The sequence below is a fragment of the Thalassospira marina genome (genome assembly GCF_002844375.1).
GTDB lineage: Bacteria > Pseudomonadota > Alphaproteobacteria > Rhodospirillales > Thalassospiraceae > Thalassospira > Thalassospira marina.
Window position 1 is genome coordinate 1,495,103 of record NZ_CP024199.1, and the last position, 17,144, is coordinate 1,512,246.

Annotated in this window: 15 protein-coding genes; 5 read left to right on the plus strand and 10 right to left on the minus strand. The window is 54.8% G+C overall.

What is annotated here, in order from left to right; all coding sequences use genetic code 11:
• From CSC3H3_RS06745 to CSC3H3_RS06760, 4 genes are all read left to right on the plus strand, one after another.
• Nucleotides 1-1,170, plus strand: coding sequence for a carboxylate-amine ligase (locus tag CSC3H3_RS06745; protein WP_245881313.1), 1,170 nt, complete (start codon nt 1-3; stop codon nt 1,168-1,170).
• 119 nt (nt 1,171-1,289) lie between these two features.
• On the plus strand, nt 1,290-1,535 hold the full coding sequence (locus CSC3H3_RS06750; protein WP_101268029.1) for a DUF2312 domain-containing protein: 246 nt from the start codon (nt 1,290-1,292) through the stop codon (nt 1,533-1,535).
• Between the two features lie 63 nt (nt 1,536-1,598).
• Nucleotides 1,599-2,009 (plus strand): type II toxin-antitoxin system PemK/MazF family toxin, encoded by a 411-nt coding sequence (locus CSC3H3_RS06755; RefSeq protein ID WP_101284363.1) that lies wholly within the window; start codon nt 1,599-1,601, stop codon nt 2,007-2,009.
• Nucleotides 2,010-2,153: 144 nt separating this feature from the next.
• Nucleotides 2,154-2,597, plus strand: a complete 444-nt coding sequence (locus CSC3H3_RS06760) for an MmcB family DNA repair protein (RefSeq protein ID WP_101284364.1) — start codon at nt 2,154-2,156, stop codon at nt 2,595-2,597.
• A gap of 144 nt (nt 2,598-2,741) precedes the next feature.
• Here the strand turns inward: CSC3H3_RS06760 and CSC3H3_RS06765 are convergent, their stop codons facing one another.
• Nucleotides 2,742-6,224 (minus strand): indolepyruvate ferredoxin oxidoreductase family protein, encoded by a 3,483-nt coding sequence (locus tag CSC3H3_RS06765; RefSeq protein ID WP_101284365.1) that lies wholly within the window; start codon nt 6,222-6,224, stop codon nt 2,742-2,744.
• Nucleotides 6,225-6,593: 369 nt separating this feature from the next.
• On the opposite strand from CSC3H3_RS06765, the gene CSC3H3_RS06770 reads away from it, so the two are divergent.
• The gene (locus tag CSC3H3_RS06770) at nt 6,594-7,034 is read left to right on the plus strand and encodes a VOC family protein (protein WP_101284366.1); all 441 of its coding nucleotides are present in this window, start codon (nt 6,594-6,596) and stop codon (nt 7,032-7,034) included.
• A 36-nt stretch (nt 7,035-7,070) separates the two neighbouring features.
• Here CSC3H3_RS06770 and CSC3H3_RS06775 read toward each other — a convergent pair whose 3' ends face one another.
• From CSC3H3_RS06775 to CSC3H3_RS06815, 9 genes are all read right to left on the minus strand, one after another.
• The gene (locus tag CSC3H3_RS06775; RefSeq protein WP_101284367.1) at nt 7,071-8,261 is read right to left on the minus strand and encodes a benzoate/H(+) symporter BenE family transporter; all 1,191 of its coding nucleotides are present in this window, start codon (nt 8,259-8,261) and stop codon (nt 7,071-7,073) included.
• A 119-nt stretch (nt 8,262-8,380) separates the two neighbouring features.
• Nucleotides 8,381-8,953 carry a hypothetical protein gene (locus CSC3H3_RS06780; protein ID WP_101284368.1) on the minus strand — a complete coding sequence of 191 codons (573 nt, stop codon included), beginning with the start codon at nt 8,951-8,953 and terminating at the stop codon, nt 8,381-8,383.
• A 261-nt stretch (nt 8,954-9,214) separates the two neighbouring features.
• Complete coding sequence (locus CSC3H3_RS06785) at nt 9,215-9,751, minus strand: DUF2628 domain-containing protein (protein ID WP_101284369.1); 537 nt, start codon at nt 9,749-9,751, stop codon at nt 9,215-9,217.
• A 247-nt stretch (nt 9,752-9,998) separates the two neighbouring features.
• Nucleotides 9,999-11,162 (minus strand): peptidoglycan -binding protein, encoded by a 1,164-nt coding sequence (locus CSC3H3_RS06790; protein ID WP_101268014.1) that lies wholly within the window; start codon nt 11,160-11,162, stop codon nt 9,999-10,001.
• A 4-nt stretch (nt 11,163-11,166) separates the two neighbouring features.
• Nucleotides 11,167-12,351 (minus strand): flagellar motor protein MotA, encoded by a 1,185-nt coding sequence (locus CSC3H3_RS06795; RefSeq protein ID WP_101268012.1) that lies wholly within the window; start codon nt 12,349-12,351, stop codon nt 11,167-11,169.
• Nucleotides 12,352-12,363: 12 nt separating this feature from the next.
• The gene (locus CSC3H3_RS06800; protein WP_101284370.1) at nt 12,364-13,947 is read right to left on the minus strand and encodes an OmpA family protein; all 1,584 of its coding nucleotides are present in this window, start codon (nt 13,945-13,947) and stop codon (nt 12,364-12,366) included.
• A 240-nt stretch (nt 13,948-14,187) separates the two neighbouring features.
• Nucleotides 14,188-14,997: an inositol monophosphatase family protein gene (locus tag CSC3H3_RS06805; RefSeq protein WP_245881314.1), complete on the minus strand. Its 810-nt coding sequence runs from the start codon at nt 14,995-14,997 to the stop codon at nt 14,188-14,190.
• Between the two features lie 43 nt (nt 14,998-15,040).
• The gene (gene efp, locus CSC3H3_RS06810) at nt 15,041-15,607 is read right to left on the minus strand and encodes an elongation factor P (protein WP_101268010.1); all 567 of its coding nucleotides are present in this window, start codon (nt 15,605-15,607) and stop codon (nt 15,041-15,043) included.
• A 252-nt stretch (nt 15,608-15,859) separates the two neighbouring features.
• On the minus strand, nt 15,860-17,122 hold the full coding sequence (locus CSC3H3_RS06815; RefSeq protein WP_101284371.1) for a YbfB/YjiJ family MFS transporter: 1,263 nt from the start codon (nt 17,120-17,122) through the stop codon (nt 15,860-15,862).
• Between the last annotated feature and the right edge of the window lie 22 nt (nt 17,123-17,144).

The following is a 17,144-nucleotide window of genomic DNA, read 5'->3' on the forward strand; positions in this document are numbered from 1 at the left end:
TTGCCTGCAACATCGCGCAAGGAACCGGCATTTTCGATTGGAATTGAAGAGGAATTCTGGCTGGTTGATCGCGAAACGCGCGATGTTGCAACCGACCCTGCCACAGGATTTTTAAAAGACTGCAAGGCAGAGCTGGGCGACCAGGTTTCCAGCGAATTCATGCGCTGCCAGGTCGAGATTGGCACGAAAATTTGCCACAGTGCCGCCGATGCCCGCGAGGAACTGACGCGGATGCGCAGTGTTTTGTGTGACGTTGCCGCCCGCCATGACATGGCATTGCTGGCAGCGTCCACGCATCCGTTTGCCCACTGGGACAGCCAGAAACATACCGAAGGCGAGCGCTACAGCACCATTGCACGCGATTTGCGAACAGTGGTGGAGCGGTTACTGATTTGCGGCATGCATGTTCATGTCGGGATCGAGGACAATGACCTTCGCATCGAATTAATGGCACAGGCGGCCTATTTCCTGCCCCATCTACTGGCTTTGACAACGTCATCGCCATTCTGGCGCGGGCGTGACACCGGGCTTCAGACATTCCGTCTGTCGGTGTTTGACAATTTGCCACGGACAGGCCTGCCAGAAGTGTTTGGATCCTGGGCGGAATATCGCCGCCATGTTGATACCCTGATCAATGCGGGTGTGATTGAAGATGGCACCAAACTTTGGTGGGATTTGCGCCCCAGTGACCGCTGGCCGACCCTGGAAATGCGCATTGCCGATGTTTGCACCAATCTGGAAGATGCGATTTGCGTGGCGTCACTGACGCGCTGCATTTTGCGGATGCTGTATCGCCTGCGGCGCAATAATCAGCGCTGGCGCATTTACGCCAATATGCTGATCCGCGAAAACCGCTGGCGAGCCTGCCGTTATGGCAGCACGGATGCCGATAATGCCGGGCTGATCGATTTTGGCCGCGGTGAAATTGTGCCCTATGCCGACTTGCTTGAAGAAATCCTTGATCTTGTGCGCCCGGATGCCGAACATTTTGGCTGTGTGGCCGAAATTGAACATGCCCGGCGGATTTTAAGGCGCGGTACGAGTGCGGACCGCCAGCGCAATATTTATAATGCCGCCATTGAACGGGGTGTCAGCCCGCGAGATGCCCTGGTAGAGGTGACAGATTATCTGATTTCGGAAACCAGCCCTGTCAGGACAACATCGATTTAGGCGGTTGGGATCTGTCTGAAGGCTTGTCTTCAATTGGTGCTTTGGGTATCGTCGCGCCGCATTGAAATTTCGCGTTTCGGGCATCCGCAACGCACCCGCATATCATCGGAGATCAGAGAATGACCGAAGTCGGAGGAATTGCAGCCGACCAGCTCGCATCCTATGTCGAGCGTATCGAGCGCCTCGAAGAGGAAAAGGCCAACCTGATGGCCGATATCAAGGAAGTTTACGGCGAAGCCAAAGCCCTTGGCTATGACGTGAAAATCCTGCGCCAGATTATCCGCCTGCGTAAGATTGAAGAACATGAACGTTCCGAGCAGGAACAGATTCTTGAAGTTTACAAGCGCGCATTGGGGATGAGCTAACTTCTTGTTTTGATTGAATCGATGATGCGGTATTCTCGTCTTTAAACAGGGGGATACCGCATTATGTCTTTTGGGGATGACGAGAGGCCGCCGAAGCTTCCACCCAAGGTGAAAGCCGCACCAAAAGTACGGAATATGTATTGGTGCGATTTCCCCAAAGATGCGCAGTTGCCGGAATTCTGGAAGCGCCGCCCCGTTATTATCCTTTCCTTTCGCAATACGCTGCACGGTGCGGTAACCGTGGTTCCATGTTCAACGCAGGTCCAGACCGATGTGCTGGCTACTTTTCCGTTGCGGACGACGATCGATGGAAAGGCAGCATGGGCAATTTGCGATAAAATTACGACCGTTGCCGTCAGCAGGCTTGTCCCGGACAAGCGCGGTATTGTCAGAATGCCCGCAGACGAGTTTGATGAAATGCTTGCTGTTGTACTTGGGTGTTTGCCCCGTCTTATTGACAATTCGGCCAATTAGTTTATCGTGTTTTTCATAACTTGCGGCGCTTTTTAAGTGTCCGCCTCCCGCAAGGGAACTATATGTCGGAGGGAATCTTTGGGTTCCCTCCGATCTTTGTTTGCGGCCAGATTCACACATGCATGAAATGCACTGGTATTACCCATGACCCGATCCCGCCCGGAAATTACTGCCGAAGTGACCGAGGGTGTGTGCAGGCTTTTGCATCACCATAACATGGCCTGCATCACAGAATTGCGGCTGGGGAACGGGCGGCGGCTGGATATTCTGGCTTTGGGGCTGAAGGGGGAACTTTGGGCGGTTGAGGTGAAATCGTCGGTCGAGGATTTTCGTGTTGATGCGAAATGGCAAACATATCGCGATTATTGTGACCGGTTTTTCTTTGCCGTGCCGATGGAATTTCCCCGCGATCTGATCCCGGAGGAAGAAGGGTTGATTGTGGCGGACAGGTTTGAGGCCGCAATCGTCAGACCAGCAGAAGATTTCAAACTGAATGCGGCACGCCGGAAAAAGCTGTTGATTGATTTTGGCCGCTTGGCTGCCGGGCGCCTGCGGGGGGATGTTAAAATGGATATGCTGATTTCATAACGGGTTTCCCGGCCCTCCCGCAAATGGCAGATGATGATGCCGTTAACATCACGCATGATGCAATGACTGGCCTGATAAAAAGAACGCCGCAGCAATGGGATGCTGCGGCGTTCTGTTTGGCTGTTTGCGCGAATGATCCGGGGATTATTCTGCTGCCTGAAGATGTTCCGGCGGATTATGGAACTGGTTGCGCAGTTCTTCTTCGCGCTGTTTGACTTTGGCGATATTGGCATCCTTGATGTGGCCATAACCACGGATCTGTTCGGGCAGGGCCAGAAGTGCGCCAGCAATGCGAACATTGTCGTGATTGAGGCCAGCCAGGACTTCGTTGACCAGGTCTTCATATTGCGTGATGAGCGCGCGTTCGGTTTTGCGTTCATGCGTTTTGCCAAACGGGTCCAATGCTGTGCCCCGCAGGAATTTGAATTTCGCCAAAACCCCAAAAACCGACATCATCCAGGGGCCGTAAACCTGCTTTTTCAGGTTGCCGCTTTCCACATCGCGGCTGGCAAGCGCGGGCGGGGCGAGGTGGAATTTGACCTTGTAATTACCCGTGAAGTTTTTGCGCAGTTTGGCGGTAAAGGCCGGGTCGGTATAAAGCCGTGCGACTTCGTATTCGTCCTTATAGGCCAGCAGTTTGAAGTAATATTTCGCAACAGCCTTGGCGAGGTGGTCCTGCCCGTCACCCAGTTTCTTTTCAGCCTGGGCAACCTTTTGCACCAGTGCCTCAAAGCGGTTGGCATAGGCTGCGTTCTGATACCCGGTCAGGAAGGTTTTGCGCTTTGCCACCATGTCGTCAAGCGTTACGGCAACGGGATGGGCCTGCTTTTCATTCGGGCCGATCACGTTGATAACTTTTTGCGGGTCATGGGCAAACAGGCGGCCCCAATAGAAGGACTGCTTGTTCATATCAATCGCGACACCGTTAAGCTCGATGGCCTGCATCAGGGCTTCTTCGGTAATCGGGATCAGGCCGCGCTGCCAGGCAACGCCGAGCATGAACAGGTTGGTGGCAATGGAATCCCCCATCAGGCGGGTGGCAACATCGCTGCCTTCGACAAAGTTCACGGCATCATTGCCACAGGCATCAAGGATGGCCTTTTTATGCTCGTTACTTTTTAGTTCGAAATCCGGGTTGCGGGTAAAGGCGCCGGTGACGGTTTCGTGGGTATTGATCACCGCCTGGGTAAAGTTGCGGCGCATTTTCGCCAGCCCCTCGAAGCTTGCCGCAACCAGCAGGTCACAGCCCAGCACAACATTGGCTTCACCCGCAGGGATACGGGCGGCGTGCAGTTTGTCCTGGGTATCGGCAAAGCGGATATGGCTGACCACAGCCCCCCCTTTTTGCGCCAGACCGGCCATATCCAGCCCGACGATGCCTTTGCCTTCGAGATGCGCAGCCATACCCAGAAGGGCACCAATGGTGACAACACCCGTGCCGCCAACACCCGTGATCAGGACTGACCAGGGTTCGTTCAAATCAGGCAGTGCGGGTTTGGGCAGGGATGCAAAAACGGCATCACCGTGATTGCCACCTTTTGCTGCGGCCTCGGGTTTGCGAAGGGCGCCGCCTTCAATGGTTACAAAGCTGGGGCAGAACCCGTTCAGGCAGGAAAAGTCCTTGTTGCAGGCGGATTGGTCAATGGCGCGTTTGCGGCCAAATTCGGTTTCGACAGGTACAACGGCAAGGCAGTTGGATTTTACACCGCAATCGCCGCAGCCTTCGCAGACCAGATCATTGATGAATACCCGTTTGGGCGGATCGACCATCAGTTTGCGTTTGCGCCGACGGCGTTTTTCCGCCGCACAGGTCTGATCAAAAATCAGGATCGACGTGCCGGGAACTTCGCGCAGTTCTTTTTGGGTTTCATCAAGCGTATCGCGGTGGCGAATATCGACATTCGGGGCGAAATGGGCATCGATCGGGTATTTGTCCGGTTCGTCTGACAGGACAATAATGCGGGTAACGCCTTCATCAGCCATCTGGCGCGTGATTTGCGGCACGCTGATGGGGCCATCAACAGGCTGGCCGCCCGTCATGGCGACGGCATCGTTAAACAGGATTTTATAGGTAATATTGACCTTTGATGCGATAGCCGCGCGGATCGCCAGGGAACCGGAATGGTAATAGGTGCCATCCCCCAGATTCTGGAAAACGTGTTTGGTGGTGGTAAAGGGGGCCTGGCCGATCCAGGTTACACCTTCGCCGCCCATATGGGTGAAGGTTTCGGTGGAACGGTCCATCCAGTTGACCATGTAATGACAGCCAATGCCGGCCATGGCGCGGCTGCCTTCGGGAACCTTGGTGGAACTGTTATGCGGGCAACCGGGGCAGAACCAGGGAATACGGGCTACGTCCGGGCGGGGTTCGGCGATTTCTTTTTCTTTTTGCGCCAGCCATTCAATGCGTTCGTGAATGTCTTTGCTGTCAAAGAAACGGTTGATGCGCGCGGCCAGGACCTGTGCGATGCGGGCCGGGGTCAGTTCGTCCATCGAGGGCAAAATCCATTCGCCCTTTTCATCGAACTTGCCAATGACGGTGGGGCGGACGTCTTCGCGCCAGTTATAAAGCTGTTCCTTGACCTGGTTTTCCATCACCGCGCGTTTTTCTTCAACAACGATGATTTCTTCCAGTCCCTTGGCAAATTCGCGCACGTCATCGCGGTTAAGCGGCCAGCTCATGCCAACCTTCAGCACGCGAATGCCGATATCGGCGGCATCCTTTTCGGAAATGCCAAGGTCATCGAATGCCTGCATGACATCGAGATACGCCTTGCCGGTGGTGATGATGCCCAGGCGCGGCGTCGGGCTGTCGATCACGATGCGGTTAAGCTTGTTAGCGCGTGCATAGGCCAGGGCGGCGTAAAGCTTGTATTTCATCAGGCGGTGTTCCTGTTCCTTTGGCGTGTCGGGCCAACGAATGTGAACACCCCCTTCGGGCATGGCGAAATCGGGCATGACGGGGCTGACGCGGTCAGGTGCTACGTCAACGGCGGCAGAGCTTTCGACCGTTTCGGCAATGGTTTTCATCGCAACCCAGCAGCCGGAATAGCGGCTCATGGCCCAGCCATGCAGGCCGAAATCGATAATATCCTGCACGCCTGACGGGTTCAGAACCGGGATTTGCGCATCGATGAAGGCATATTCGGTTTGATGGGGCAGGGTGGATGATTTGCACGAATGGTCGTCCCCGGCGAGGACAAGCACACCGCCATTGCGCGATGTGCCAGCATAGTTGGCATGTTTGAAAACGTCACCGGAACGGTCAACACCCGGGCCTTTGCCATACCACATGCCAAAAACGCCATCATATCTGGCGTCCGGATACATATTAACCTGCTGGCTTCCCCAAACCACGGTGGCGGCGAGGTCTTCGTTTACGCCGGCCTGGAATTCGATCTGCTGTTTGGTCAGGAATTTTTTGGCCCGCCATAATTGCTGGTCAAGGCCACCCAGAGGCGATCCGCGATAGCCCGATATGCAGCCCGCCGTGTTAAGGCCCGCGCGGGCATCCAACTGTCGCTGCATCAGGGGCAGGCGCACCAGCGCCTGAATCCCTGTCAGGTAAATGCGGCCTTCTTCCAGGGTATATTTATCGTCCAGGGTAACTGCTGCCAACTTAGCCATGCTGATGACCTCTCTGGTCTTTGTCTCTTGCGGGGAAGCCTCGTGGGTTTTCGCAATTATGTTATTGAATATGGGTTTTTAAACGGCGCTGCGAAATGCCCTTTGTTCTGGCAATAATGGTAATGAATGCTGACCTTTTTTCAATCGCTGTCGCATTGCATTCACCAAAACGCCTGATTGTATGGGTTGACGTTGCGTCAACTTGTTATTTGCTTATTCCGGTACTGATTTGCGCGCAATTTTATTGCGTTTGGTGTGCAATGCGAAATTGTCGGCTGGAACGAGTCTATTCTCGGCTCGGGTGAATTCCACTGTTAGGATGGGAACAGGATGGGAACAGGATGGGTGCCTGCGAGATGGAGAATGACAATGGATCAGCGATTAAGCCTGATAACCCTTGCCGTGGCCGATATGGACCGCGCCCGTGCGTTTTATGAAACCGGGCTGGGCTGGAAGCCGGTTTTTGCCGTGGCGGGCGAGGTAACCTTTTACCAGATGAATGGCCTGATCTTTGGGCTTTATAACCGCACCGAGATGGCAAAGGATGGCCATTTCAATGATGGCGGTGCCAGTTATTCGGGCATGGCGATGGCCTATAATGCGCGTAGCGAGGCCGAGGTGGATGATGTTTTTGCACAGGCACAGAAGGCTGGCGCCCATATCCAGAAACTACCCCAAAGGGCCGATTGGGGTGGCTATTCCGGCTACTTCCTGGATCTTGATGGTCATCCGTGGGAAGTTGCCTATAACCCGTTCTGGATCATTACCGATGAGGGGCACATGATCATTCCGCCGCAGGAAGGTTCGTGATCATGGCATCTTTGGTGGCGTGAAACCTGGTGCGGCCTAGCGGCGTGATGCCGTGCGGTGCTTCAGGTGGGTAAGCGCATAAATCAATATGCCAGCCAGCAGCCCCCAGAACGCGCCTGAAATGCCGTAAAATGTAAGTCCGGCAGCCGTGACCAGAAAAGTGACGGCTGCTGCCTCACGGCTGCCTTCATCGCGAAATGCTGCAACGGCAGAACCGGAAAAGGCACCGATCAGGGCAAGGCCTGCGACGGCTTCGATCAGGATGGAGGGGGCCAGGCTGACCAGGGATGTAATGACACCGGCAAGCAACCCGAACAGCACGTAAAACCCACCGGCAAAGATTGCGGCCCAGTAACGCCTTTTCGGGTCGGGATGGGCATCTTCGCCCGCGCACATGGCTGCTGTAATGGCGGCAAGGTTTACGGCATGACCGCCAAAGGGGGCAGAAAGCAGCGAAAATATACCCGTCATGGTGAAAAGCGGGCCGGGTGGTGTGTCGTAATCATGCGCGCGCAATACGGCCGTGCCGGGAATGTTTTGCGATGCCATCGTGACGATGAAAAGCGGCAGGGCAATGCCAACCAGCCCGGCAATGGTAAATTTGGGCATGACAAATTCGACAGGCGGCACCAGCGACAGATTTAACTGGTCAATCGCGCCGTCGGGGAATGTCACACCAAACACAAGTACCAGGACAAATGCGGCCAGGGCAGCGGGCACGGCAAGAATGCGGTTAAACCGGCCAACCACCAGCCAGGCAATGACGATAGGCAACCCGAAGAGCGGATTAAACGCCACAGCCTTGATCGGTGCCAGGCACAGACCCAGTAAAACCCCGGCCAGCATGGCATTTGCCAGTGGCCCGGGAATGGCCGCCACGGCCTTGCCCAGTGGTTTCCAGATGCCGCAAATAATGATCAGCACGGCGCAAATGATAAAGGCACCAACGGCAACGGGAAAACCACCTTCGACAGCACCTGATGTGGCAAGCAGGGCGGCACCGGGGGTGGACCATGCAATGCTGATTGGCATGCGGGTTTTAAGCGATAAAACAATCGCACAAACACCCATGGCAACCGACAGGGCGAGCAGGCCCGATGCGGCCTCGAAGGATGTTGCACCAACGGCAGTCAGGCCTTGCAGAACAACGGCGAACGAGCTTGCCGTGCCAACAAATGCCGCAAGGAAACCCATAAAGAAGCTTTGGGCGGATATATCACGCAGCATTTTCTGGCTCCGGCAGGTGGGAATAATCGCGCGAAGCTAGCCAATGTTATGTTTTTAATCCACAAAAACTATGCTGACAGCGGATTGTGATTGCGCACGCCGTGTCGCACTAACTCCCGCTATTCGGGGAGGGCGGTGCTAAGTGGATCGTAGGCAAAAACATCGTCATCGGTATGTCGCGAAAGAATGTGTCGTGCTTCGTCTTCGCGGGCGTCCCTGTTGCTGCGAATGGCAAGTAACAGACCGCCATCTTCGAGTTTCTGCTGTACTTTGTCCGAATGCTGTTTGCCAAAGAGTTTTGCCAGCACACCGCCGATGGCTGCGCCAGCACCGCCAGCCCCAAGAATGGCGGCGATGGTTGCAACCATCGGGCCGCCAGCCGCAACCATGACGCCCGCAGCACTAAAAGCTGCCACATACATCGGCGCACCGATCAACGCGCCTTCGGCGTCTCCGGTTGGGTCAGGGGATGTGTATGCGATGCGCGGCGTGGCAGGATCATTTTCGAGATCCTCCGTCTTGCGGTAAATATGACCAAGCTTTTCGTCAATTGTCAGTTCATTGGCGATCAGGCTCATATCATGGCGGGTGAAACCGGATTTTTGTAAATCGCGCAACACTGCATGAAGGTTGTCTGCTTTGTTGAATACACCAATGATCTGGCGATGGCTTTTTTCCTCGGTCTGGGGCATTTGGCCCTCCTGCCTTTGGTTTTGTTTCGCTTTGCGCCTTTTGGTTGAACTTTATTCAACGAAATTGATTGCCATAAGTTCCGGGATTGTAAAAGGCATGTAAGGCAAAGCCGTTCCCCGCCGATTATCTAGGGGGGGGTAGTGTTACAGGCATTCCCGCACAGGCTGTGCAAACAGGGCATCGGCCTTCATAAAATCCAATATCTTATAAAAACAGCGCACAACCCGGAAGGTTATGCGCTGTTGAACGATGGCTGGATATTAATAACCCATATAAGGATCGGCCAGCATCATTGTGCTTTGATAGGCAAAATAGATGTTTGCTACCAACGCAATAAACGCAACTGGCAGGGCGACTTTTATATCGCCAAAAATCGCCGGGATGTTAGGCCAGATTTTTTCGCCAAGTTTTTCTTTGCGATAGTAATCATAATTTGCCAGTAGAAACGTGAAAATTGCGGTCGGCAGCCAGTAAACAATAGATGCTAAAAATGCGCGTCCAACTGCTACCTCAATCCCTATCAAGAGCATGCTATAGATGCTGGATGCCGTAATGATGAAAAGTCCCTTGGCCCACATTCCCTTGCAAAAATAGTAAATGCTACCAAAGAAAAGTGCCAGAAAGTTTTGTGATAGGCGAAATCTTTCCCCGAAACTTAGTGACTTGTACTTTTCTGTTTTTCGCATGGCATCATAGGAAAGCCGGTCGGCCCCGAGATAGTCCAGCATTTCGAAACGTCGTTGCCAGGATGGGCTGTAATCTTTTGCCGTATTCACGGTTGTTGTGTTTTCACTCATTGGGACAAATCCCTTCTGCTCGATTGTTTGCTCTTGCTCGGTATTATGAAGCTGCCTTTTTGGCTTTTGCTTCTATTGGTTAGTTCATATTCATTTTATTTTTGGATTGTTTTTCAATTATCGATCAAAGGTGGCAAAAATTTGACAGAAAACACTTTTGGTTGTGTTGTTTGTGGTGCTTGTTCATCGTGATCGATGTGTGTCAAAGACAAAAAAAAGAGCCCCAATTGGAGCTCTTTTAATTTTATTACCGTTCGGTGATTTTAAATTCTATGCGCCGGTTTCGGCGATAGGCGATTTCATCATCGCGGTTATCAAGGGGTTGATATTCGCCAAAACCGGCGGCAACCAGCCGTCTTGGCGGGACGCCCTGATCGATGAGGAATTTGACCACCGAAATAGCGCGGGCCGAAGAGAGTTCCCAGTTCGATTTGAATTCATTATTGCGAATGGGCACTTTGTCGGTGTGGCCGTCAACACGCATGACCCAGTCAATATCATCGGGGATTTCAGCCGAGATCTGTTTGAGGGTTGCTGCGAGTTTGGCGAGCTGAACCTTACCGTCATCACCAATGTCTGCCGAGCCGGAGCCAAACAGTACTTCGGACTGGAAAACGAAACGGTCGCCGACGACACGGATATTCTGGCGGTCACCCAAAACCTGGCGCAGGCGACCAAAAAATTCCGAGCGGTAGCGCTGCAGTTCGGCAACCTTGGAGGCCAGTGCCGCATTCAGGCGCTGCCCCAGATTGACGATCTGTGCGGCCTGATCCTTGTTTTCGGCTTCGGAAATTTCCAAGGCATCCTGCAGCTTTGCCAGCTGCTGACGAACTGCAAGAAGTTGCTGGTTCAGGGCTTCGACCTGGGCACGGGCAGATTCGCTGATGTCCTTCTGATCATCAAGCTCGCTTGCGCGCTGGGCCAGAAGCTTTGAAAGCTCGTCAATGCGGCTTTCCTGGCTTTGTTCTTTTTCGTCGGCTTTTTCTTCAAGCTTTGAAAGCTCGGACTTTTTGTCTTCCAGGGCGGCGAGGGCGGCCAGAAGCTTCTTTTCCTGTTCCTCGGCGGAAACCTGTGCCGATGACAGTTTTTCAGCCAGGGCTGACACCCGGTTTTTCAACGCATCGCGATCATCGCTGGTGGTTGAAAGTTCGGTGGTCAGCTGGGTCAGTTCAAGCTGCATTTCCTGGTTGTTGTTGCGTTCAAGCGACAACAGATTGGTCAGTTCGTTGACCTGTGATGTCAGATCGCTGAGCGCCTTGTCACGGCCCGACAGGGCCGCACCCAGATATACCTGGGCGACGACAAAGATCATCAGCAAAAAGATGATCACCATCAACAGCGTGGCCAGGGCATCGACAAAGCCCGGCCAGGTATTTACATCGCGACTGCGGCGGCGAGACAAGCCTGACATGAGGTCAGCCCTCCTCGGCGATCGCGGCGATGGTCCGTGCCAGAAGTTTTATTTCGCTGCGGATTTCCTGGGTCTGCTGCTGACGGCCCATGGTGAGTTCGTCGGCAACGCGGCCCAACTGGTTATCGAGCGAGCGGATATGCGCACGGGTATTGTCATCAATGCCAAAGCTGCCGATTTTCATGGAATCGGAAAGCTGATCGAGAACCGGTTTGAGGTGCATCTGGTTTTCAGCCAGTTTGACCATCAATTGCTGTTCGGCTTTCATCTGGTCGGTCAGGGTTGAAAGCTTGTCAGCAAGGTCGATCAGGGTGTTGTGCGACTTGATCTGCGAGGATTCAGACCGCTGGATCGAGTTTTGCAGGCCTTCCATATTGTCGGCCATCTGTTCGATCAGGGCCGAAAGATAGGCCGGGACCGACTGTTCGCCTTCGGAAAGCGGGCCACCCGAGGAAACGCGGGTGAAACTAGACATCCATTCTTCAAGTTCGTTGAAAAAGCGGTTCTGTGCCTGGCCTGCCTGCATGTCCAGAAGACCCAGAGCAAGCGAGCCAGCAAGACCAAACAAAGAGGACGAAAAGGCCGTGCCCATACCATTGAGCGGCTTTGCCAGGCCTTCCTTGAGCTGGCCGAACCACAGTTCCATATTGCCGCCGCCGCCAACATTGACGTTGCCGATCACATCCGCAACCGAGTTCACGGTTTGCAGCAGGCCCCAGAAGGTGCCGAGGAGGCCAAGAAACACCAGCAGGCTGACAAGGTAGCGCGAAAGTTCGCGGCTTTCATCAAGGCGGGAACGGATGGAATCCAGAATGGTACTGGTCGCAAGGGTGGAAAGCTGCGGCCGGTCGCGGCGCTGTTCCTGCATCATGCGGGCCATGGGTGCCAGAAGCTTTGGCGTATCCTGCGAGCTAAGCCCCGGGCGGTTGCGGCGGAAATCTTCGATCCAGGCAACTTCGGGATTGATGCTGAAAACCATACGGAAGGTATAGACAACACCAATGATGAACACGCCAATGATCAGGCCGTTCAATACTGCGCTTGCCAGAAATGCATCTGACAGGGTCGGATATAACAGTGCTGCGATGGCGACGATAACGGCGGTGAAAATACCCATTCGGGTCAGATAGGCACCCGGTTTGGTAATTGCCGGAATACTTGCCGCGCCGTTGGACGCATTGTTGCTCATGACAGATAAATCCTAGCGTTGAACGGTTTTGACATCGACGCGATCGGCCGGGCCAGAGGGGACATTGGCACCAAGCGCACGGACATCGATCCGGGTGGAACGGACGCCGCCGTCGATCAGATAGGAGCGGACCTGCAGGGCGCGCGAAAGCGACAGCCGGCGTGCCTTGCTGGCATTTTGCGATTCACCTGCGGCATACGCCTGCAACTGAACACGCAAATCACCATTTCTGGCAAGGGTGCCTATAACCTTATCAAGGCTTTTTTGCGCACTCGGGTCCAGCTCGAAGCTGTTTTCTGCAAAGGGAAGGCTGTAGTCACCCCCGGCCGGTGCCGAGGCGGGTTTTTCAGCGGGCATCGATGCCGGGGCAGAGGCGGTTTCGCGCGGTGCAACCTGCGGCTTGGTGCGCGGCTCCGGCTTGGCTTCCGGTTTAACTTCCGGCTTTGCGACAGGTTTCGGTTCCGCTTTTTGGGCGGTCTGTTTGGGTGTCGGTGGCTTGGGCATATTGCCTGACTGTTTATCAAGCATTTCCTGCGGAGATGTTGTCGTATCGGGTGCCGGGCTGGGCGGACTTTTGACCTCGTTTTCCTTTTTCAGGGGAACGGGTGTTGTCGAAGGCCCTGCTGCGGGCTGTTTGGCCGCAGGTTTTTGCGCATTGGGCAGCGGTGCGGTTTTAACTTCGGGCACCGGCATTTTGTTTTTCGGGGCTTCGCGCGGCGTATCGATTTTCGGTTCGCTGACCTTTGGTGCCGAAGGCACGGCAACCGCCGGGGCGTTATCCGCAACCTGCATGACCCTGGCAGGTGCGTTTACAGGGGCGGCGGGGGCTGCGTTATTTGTGCCGCCTGCCGGGACCAGAAGGCTGGCAGGTTGTGCGTTTGTAACCGGTGTAGCGGCGGGCGTTGCCAAAGGCGCGCTTGCCGGGGCCGCAGCCGGTTGGGCCGGGCGGGTACGGGGCAGGCCATCAACATTATGCGGGGTTGGCTGCACCAGATGAATGATCTGGGTTGCGCCATCATCGTTTAAATCGGCGTTATTGATGCTGCCGCCAAGATTGCCGGTGCTTGAAAAACTGCGGGAAACAGGGGCCGTTTCAATGCGTTCAACAGCAGGGCGGGCCGGAAAGGAAACCGGCGGGCGCAGCGTGATGCGGTCTTCGGGCTGGTGCAGCTTTAGTGCAGGTTGCTGCGGGGCATCATTGGCCGAGGGCAGAACGCCAGCGCCATCAATGACAACGGTTTCAATATCATCAAGGCTGCTGTTGCGCGGTGCATTGGATGTATCGATTCGCGAAGTACCGGCCGGTGGCGTAAGCAGAAGTTGCGGTGCCAGAAAACGCGATTTGGGCGTGGTGCGGGGATAGATCAGAAGCTGGCTGTCGATTTGAATGCGCTGGGCACTGGAATTGGGTGATGAAAGGTTGCGTTGTGATGCATCCCTGTCATCAAGCTGGTCGAGCACACCAAGGTCAACCTGGACATCGTTGCCCGGCATGACCGGGGAAAACGGCCCGGCATATGCGCCCTGGCTGGTCACCATCAATGTTCCGAGCGCCGCCGCAAAGGCAATCGCCGAAATCTTAGTATTCCCCTTCATCTATTCGCAGGCCCCTTGTTATCCTGATTTCCGACCGCTCACATAAGATATGATTTTTGTGACGATCTTACGGCACGGCCCGTGCCACCCCTGTACCGCCGCGGGTCTTCCCTCCCTGGCGGTCCTTTCGCACCATAACTTACCATAGGGTTATCGACAACCGGTTTGACCTGAACGCAAAAAAGGCATCCACAACAAATTGTGAATGCCTTTAAAGGTCGTGACAAAAACAGTTCCGGTTCAGACCGAAGCCGCTTTTTTCAGGGTTTTGGCCAGAACGGGCTGGATATAGTCGTTCGCGGCAACAATGCTGCCGGTGCCAAGCATGTTGGTGCCGCCATTAATGTCGCGAATGTAACCACCTGCCTCGGAAACCAGCAGCAGGCCAGCAGCGATATCCCACTGGTTCAGGTGTGTTTCCCAGTAACCGTCATAGCGGCCAGCCGCAACATAGGCCAGATCAAGCGATGCAGCACCAAAACGGCGCACGCCCGAGCAACGGTCCATGACAGCGTGAAGCTGTTTTTCAAATGCGGCATGGTCACCACGGCCCATATGCGGAACGCCACAGGCCAGAACACATTCGTTCAGGCGGCGACGGCCCGAAACACGCAGGCGGCGGTTATCGAGATACGCACCAACACCCTTTTCGGCCCAGAAGAATTCATCCTTGGCAACGTCATAGATGATGCCAGCGATGATTTCGTCACCCTTTTGCAGGGCCACCGAAATGGCGAAATGCGGAATGCCATGCAGGAAGTTGGTGGTGCCATCAAGCGGGTCGATGATCCAGCGGTGTTCCGGATCGCTCCCTTTGATTTCGCCGCCTTCTTCGAGAATGAAACCATAACCGGGGCGGGCCCGTTCAAGTTCTTCGCGCAGGCGTTTTTCGGCACGATGATCGGCGGCAGAAACGAAATCCCCCGGACCTTTCATGGATACCTGAAGGTTTTCGACTTCACCGAAGTCGCGCTTAAGTCCATAGGCCGCCTTTTCGACGGCCTTGAACATGACATTGATATTGGCTGAACGACGGGCGGCGCCACGCACGGCTCATCTCCCGGTATTTGTAGGTAAAAAAACGAAGGCGGCGTTAGTCTTTGGCGCGCTCGACATAGGTGCTTTCGCTGGTATTCACGACAATGCGTGTACCAGATTCGATGTGCGGCGGCACCAGGATACGAACGCCGTTTTCAAGAACGGCCGGCTTATAGGAAGAAGACTGGGTCTGACCCTTAACAACCGCGTCGGCTTCGACGATCTGGAACACGGCATGTTCCGGCAGGCTGACGCTAAGGGCTTCGCCTTCAAAGGACTCAACGGTCAGAACCATGCCATCCTGCAGGAAGACAGCCGGTTCGCCGATCAGTTCTTTGTTGACTGTGATCTGTTCGAAGGTTTCGCTATCCATCAGCGTGACCATGTCGTCTTCGGCGAACAGATAGGTATATTCATGCTGGTCGAGACGTACACGCTCGACAGTTTCCGATGCACGGAAACGTTCGTTCAGCTTGGTGCCGTTGCGGATGTCTTTAAGTTCAACCTGGTTGAACGCACCGCCTTTACCCGGCTTCACTGCGTTACATTTCACTGCGCGCCACAGGCTACCATTATGTTCAATAATGTTACCCGGACGGATTTCGTTGCCGTTGATTTTCATGGCACCAACCGTTCTTTCAGATCACAGATTCACAATGTGGAAAAAAGTGGCGTCTACCTATCAGTTTGCGGGGTTTCCCGCAAGCTTCTTCGTGGGATGCAAATGCATGACGCACCCTGCCTGTGCGCATGGCTGGGCTATTCCGGGGCATTTCGCCATTGCCGGGGGTGGCGATGCAGGCACGCAGGCAGGTTAAGGGCGCCACACGGTTTTGGCGGAAAATTGCATAATTTACGTTACGGGATTGCCGGTTTATTCCGCGGCGGATGAGGACGTGGCAGGGCGGCTGCCCGCACGGGTCAGCCTGCTTTGCAGGGTTGGGAAAATAAAGGTCAGGATCATGGCTGCGGCGGCTGCAATACCCGCCAATATGTAAATGTGATGGGCCTGTTTCGCACCCAGCGAGAACATCCAGGCAAAGACATAGGCAAAGATCGCCTGGCCAATGGCAAACAGGGTGGTGGCAAAGCTCCAGGCTTGCTGGCGGGCGGTTGCATCGTCGATCAGTTCGTGGATCCAGCCCAGAATCAGTGAAACCACACCCGGTACGGTCGCACCAACCACAAAAGCTGACACCAGCAACAGCAATTTGTCGTCGCCAAGGGCGGGGATGACCGTCATGACCATATCGACCATCAACATGCCAATCAGGGTGATGCGAAACCCGAAACGGTCGCCAAACTTGCCAAGGGTCACTGGCCCACAAAGCGCACCTGCACCAAAAACCGTCCAGCAGAGGCCACCAAAACCGTTGCCAAGTGCCAGGATGCGCGCCGAATAATCAACAAGGAACACCATATGCGGCACCAGTGAAATGGCGACCAGCGAATAGACCAGCCCCACCAGCCAGACAGTGATTTCGGGCCATTTCTTTTGGGGAGTGTTACCGGATTTGGCACCGCCTGTTGCGTTGGCCGTTGATTGTGCGGTTGTACGGGCAGGGTCGGATGGCAGCAGGAACCAGGCAGACGCCATCAATACAACGCAAATGGCCCCCAGGCCGATCCAGGCCCAGCTGAGATCATGGCTGATTAAAACCGGGACGAGTGTGCCGGAAATAATGATGCCGGTGCCAACGCCACTGAAAATAAGGCCCATGGCAAAACCGCGATTTTCAACCGCGACCGAGGGCAAAATGGTGGGTGCAGCCAGCACGATCAGAAAACCGCCACTGATGCCCGATAAAACCCGCCAGATGAAAAACCAGGTAAAGGATGCCGGTTGGGCGCAGGTAAAAAAGCTGATGGCTGCAACCAGCATGGCAAGGCGCAGCGCATTGCAACTGCCCAGCCTGGCCGCAGCCGGGCGAGCTCCCGATGCCCCGATCAGATAGCCCGCCAGATTGGCCGCCCCCAGATAGGCAACACTGCCCGGCGAAAACCATTGCTGGTCGATGATTGCCGGAATAAGGGCAGAATAGGCAAAGCGCGACAGGCCTACGCCAATAAGCGAGGTACAAAAACCTGCCCAGATATGAAGGCGGGCCTGTGGGGAAAGACGGGTTTTAGCGTGCATCAGGGCGTCCTGTTCGGGGGAA

Bases quoted from the DNA above. Each gene is read 5' to 3' on its own strand.
- CSC3H3_RS06760 (WP_101284364.1), top strand. From the start codon at position 2,154: ATGACCCGATCCCGCCCGGAAATTACTGCCGAAGTGACCGAGGGTGTG.
- CSC3H3_RS06765 (WP_101284365.1), bottom strand. From the start codon at position 6,224: ATGGCTAAGTTGGCAGCAGTTACCCTGGACGATAAATATACCCTGGAA.
- CSC3H3_RS06800 (WP_101284370.1), bottom strand. From the start codon at position 13,947: ATGAAGGGGAATACTAAGATTTCGGCGATTGCCTTTGCGGCGGCGCTC.
- CSC3H3_RS06790 (WP_101268014.1), bottom strand. From the start codon at position 11,162: ATGTCAGGCTTGTCTCGCCGCCGCAGTCGCGATGTAAATACCTGGCCG.
- CSC3H3_RS06750 (WP_101268029.1), top strand. From the start codon at position 1,290: ATGACCGAAGTCGGAGGAATTGCAGCCGACCAGCTCGCATCCTATGTC.
- efp (WP_101268010.1), bottom strand. From the start codon at position 15,607: ATGAAAATCAACGGCAACGAAATCCGTCCGGGTAACATTATTGAACAT.
- CSC3H3_RS06795 (WP_101268012.1), bottom strand. From the start codon at position 12,351: ATGAGCAACAATGCGTCCAACGGCGCGGCAAGTATTCCGGCAATTACC.
- CSC3H3_RS06815 (WP_101284371.1), bottom strand. From the start codon at position 17,122: ATGCACGCTAAAACCCGTCTTTCCCCACAGGCCCGCCTTCATATCTGG.
- CSC3H3_RS06775 (WP_101284367.1), bottom strand. From the start codon at position 8,261: ATGCTGCGTGATATATCCGCCCAAAGCTTCTTTATGGGTTTCCTTGCG.
- CSC3H3_RS06770 (WP_101284366.1), top strand. From the start codon at position 6,594: ATGGATCAGCGATTAAGCCTGATAACCCTTGCCGTGGCCGATATGGAC.
- CSC3H3_RS06785 (WP_101284369.1), bottom strand. From the start codon at position 9,751: ATGAGTGAAAACACAACAACCGTGAATACGGCAAAAGATTACAGCCCA.
- CSC3H3_RS06780 (WP_101284368.1), bottom strand. From the start codon at position 8,953: ATGCCCCAGACCGAGGAAAAAAGCCATCGCCAGATCATTGGTGTATTC.
- CSC3H3_RS06755 (WP_101284363.1), top strand. From the start codon at position 1,599: ATGTCTTTTGGGGATGACGAGAGGCCGCCGAAGCTTCCACCCAAGGTG.